Annotated in this window: 4 protein-coding genes; all 4 read left to right on the plus strand. The window is 64.9% G+C overall.

Annotation, left to right across the window (positions count from 1 at the left end; all coding sequences use genetic code 11):
* Positions 1–581: 581 nt before the first annotated feature.
* The gene (locus B4U45_RS28255) at positions 582–899 is read left to right on the plus strand and encodes a Fic family protein (RefSeq protein ID WP_075545658.1); all 318 of its coding nucleotides are present in this window, start codon (positions 582–584) and stop codon (positions 897–899) included.
* On the plus strand, positions 892–1,161 hold the full coding sequence (locus B4U45_RS28260) for a Fic family protein (RefSeq protein ID WP_075545659.1): 270 nt from the start codon (positions 892–894) through the stop codon (positions 1,159–1,161). Before B4U45_RS28255 ends, B4U45_RS28260 begins: the two co-directional genes overlap by 8 nt.
* 28 nt (positions 1,162–1,189) lie before the next feature.
* Positions 1,190–1,351 carry a hypothetical protein gene (locus B4U45_RS28265; protein ID WP_158006303.1) on the plus strand — a complete coding sequence of 54 codons (162 nt, stop codon included), beginning with the start codon at positions 1,190–1,192 and terminating at the stop codon, positions 1,349–1,351.
* A 634-nt stretch (positions 1,352–1,985) separates the two neighbouring features.
* Positions 1,986–2,703, plus strand: a 718-nt coding sequence (locus B4U45_RS28270) for a PE family protein (RefSeq protein ID WP_219859585.1), incomplete at its 3' end; no start/stop codon positions are given.

Consider the following 2,703-nt stretch of genomic DNA (forward strand, 5'->3'; position numbering starts at 1 on the left):
GATAAGGCTGGGCGCCGGCACGCCACGCTTGCTGTCTTCGACCCCTCAGCACTCACGGAGGCGTCACATGATTTGAACCGCAACGTCTTTGCCTCGCTCCGCGCCGACCCAGTATGCGGCGGATCCTGGTCGGCCTCGAGGTCGTTCGTCCTCGCTGCGCTGCGGGCGCTCCACCTCGACCCCGACTGCGGTCCACCGCCCCTCAACACGGAGCGGGGAGCACGGGCCAAACAACAACGACCAACCCGGATCCACCTTTACGGGGGTCCCCAACACAGATAAGGGGGAAGGGGAAACGGGCTCACTGAGCACCGCGCCCCCGACTACCAGTGACTCGGCCAGAGCAGCACCCCTACACAGCTTCGAGTTCGACACTAGGGCGCTGACTCCCGACATCTGGCTTGATATGGGCGAAGCGATGAGCAAGTGCCAGCACTTGGCCGGCGTCCCTCTGAAGCCTGCGCGGGCCGAGGAAATGGGCGCGGTATACCTGGCACGCGGTGTCCAAGCGACAACGGCCATCGAAGGCAACACCCTCACCGAGTCCGAAGTGAAACGGATCGTCTCCGAAGGCACTGCCCATGTCGGTAAATCGCGCCAATACCAAGAGCGTGAAGTGCGCGAATATCCTCGCGGCGATCCGCGACATCGACCTTGCGCTGCGCAGCGGTCAGGCGCTGCCGATCACGCGGGAACGCCTGGAAGAACTGAACTTCCAAATACTGGCCGGCATACCCGACGCGCCCGAAGTCATAACGGGTAAGTTGCGCGAGCACAACATCACCGCCGGCAAATACCTGGCCCCGTGTTGGCAGGACGTGCCCGACTTGGTCGACCGTTTCGTGCAGTGGCTCGTCCGAGTTGCGTTCAGGTGTAAGCCCGGAGTCGCCGGTGCGTGAGCGGTTCATCAACGCGGTGCTGGCCGCGATGCTCGCCCATTTGTACATCGCCTGGATTCACCCGTTTGGCAACGGCAACGGTCGACTGGCACGCCTCATCGAGGTGCAAATCTTTTCGGAATCCGGCGTCGTGCCCACCGTGGCGACCAACCTGCTTTCCGACTTTTACAACAAGACCCGCGATCACGGCTATTACCGGGGCCTCGACGCCCCGGCTAGCGCGTATCTACGCGAAGATCGGCGAAAGGACGCCCACCCGTGACCTGAATGATCTATCGAAGCTCAATTTGGTGCGCAAGGATAAGCGGCGTTACCGTGCCAAGCGCAGTGTCATCGGGGCGTTCATCCCGCCAACATGGGAAGCGCCGCAGCAATCATCGCTCGAGGACGTGCTCGCTGAGCGGCCGCCGATCGACGAAGGCCCGACGTTGTTCGACGAGGATCGGGCGTGATAGGCAACAATGTGACCGATTTGGGGTGCGCCCGACTAGCGAGACATTCGCTGCCGCAACAATGGCAATCCGGGCCCGTGGGGCGCATCCAGCGTGGCGGTGCGGCCAACCGCCGCCATCAGCAGATCAGTTGCCCGCCCACCGATTTACGGTCCGTTGCCCCATTTCGGTCGATGTCGGTAGCCTGCCGACTAAGACCGCGTAGCCGTCCAAGCGGCATGAAGCCGTAGAGGAACGGTCCGGTTAACATCTCCAGCGCGATCATTGTCAATTGCGGATCGGGTTCGAAGGGCACACCAAGCGGGATTCTGATGTCGCCGCTACGGCAGAGGATTTCAATGCGACGCTCCTGCGCGATAGCGGCGTGAATTTTCTCGCGGTGACCCCTCCTCGCGCCGTCTTGGGATTGGTTAGGGGCTTGCCCATCGCGATTCTGTTGGGGCGGTTGGCTTCGCGGTGTTTGCCGCGGGTCATTTCTTGGCCTTACGGGGTGTGACTTAAGTCCCCACATGACAGGCCTTGTGTCACAGATCGCCAAGGTGCGGCGATGCTTCGAGCGGGCGGGCGTAGCGTCTCGAAACAGTCTTGAGGGTCCTGCTCGGACTTGGGCCACCCGCTTGTGATGGGGGTTAGCATGTCATCTTTCTTGTTCGCCGCGCCCGACGAGTTGGCCGCAGCGTCTTCCAGCTTGACCAGCCTGGGGTCGTCGATCAGCGAGGCCCGTCTGGCGGCGGCGGGCTCGACGACGTCGATTGTGGCGGCGGCTGAGGACGAAGTGTCGGCGGCGGTCGCGAAGTTGTTTGGCGGTTACGCCCAGCAGTTTCAGGCGCTGGGCGCGCAGGTGTCGCTGTTTCATGACCAGTTCGTGCAGGCACTGAATGGCGGTGGGTTGTTGTATGCGGCCACTGAGGCCGCCAGCGCGTCGCCGCTGCAAGCGGCCACGTCTGCGGCCGCGGGGGTGCAAGACGCGATCAATACGCCGGTCCAGCAGTTAACCGGGCGCCCGCTGTTTGGGCCGGGCACCAATGGGGTGCCGGGCACTGGGCAGGCCGGTGGTCCCGGTGGATGGTTGTGGGGCAATGGCGGCGATGGCGGGTCGGGCACGCCGGGTACGCCCACCAGCCCCGCTGGTGGCAGTGGCGGGGCCGGTGGGTCGGCGTTCCTGTTCGGCTCCGGCGGTCACGGCGGGTCCGGCGGGACCGCCTATGCGGGCAGCGGCGCGGCCGGCGGTACCGGAGGCAACGGTGGTGCCGGTGGTCTGATCTTCGGCGGCGGCGGCGCCGGCGGCGTCGGCGGGCTGGGTGCGGCCGGTTCAGCCACCGCGGTGGCCGGCATGGGTGGTCACGGCGGGG

The sequence above is a fragment of the Mycobacterium persicum genome (assembly GCF_002086915.1).
GTDB classification, from domain to species: Bacteria; Actinomycetota; Actinomycetes; order Mycobacteriales; family Mycobacteriaceae; genus Mycobacterium; species Mycobacterium persicum.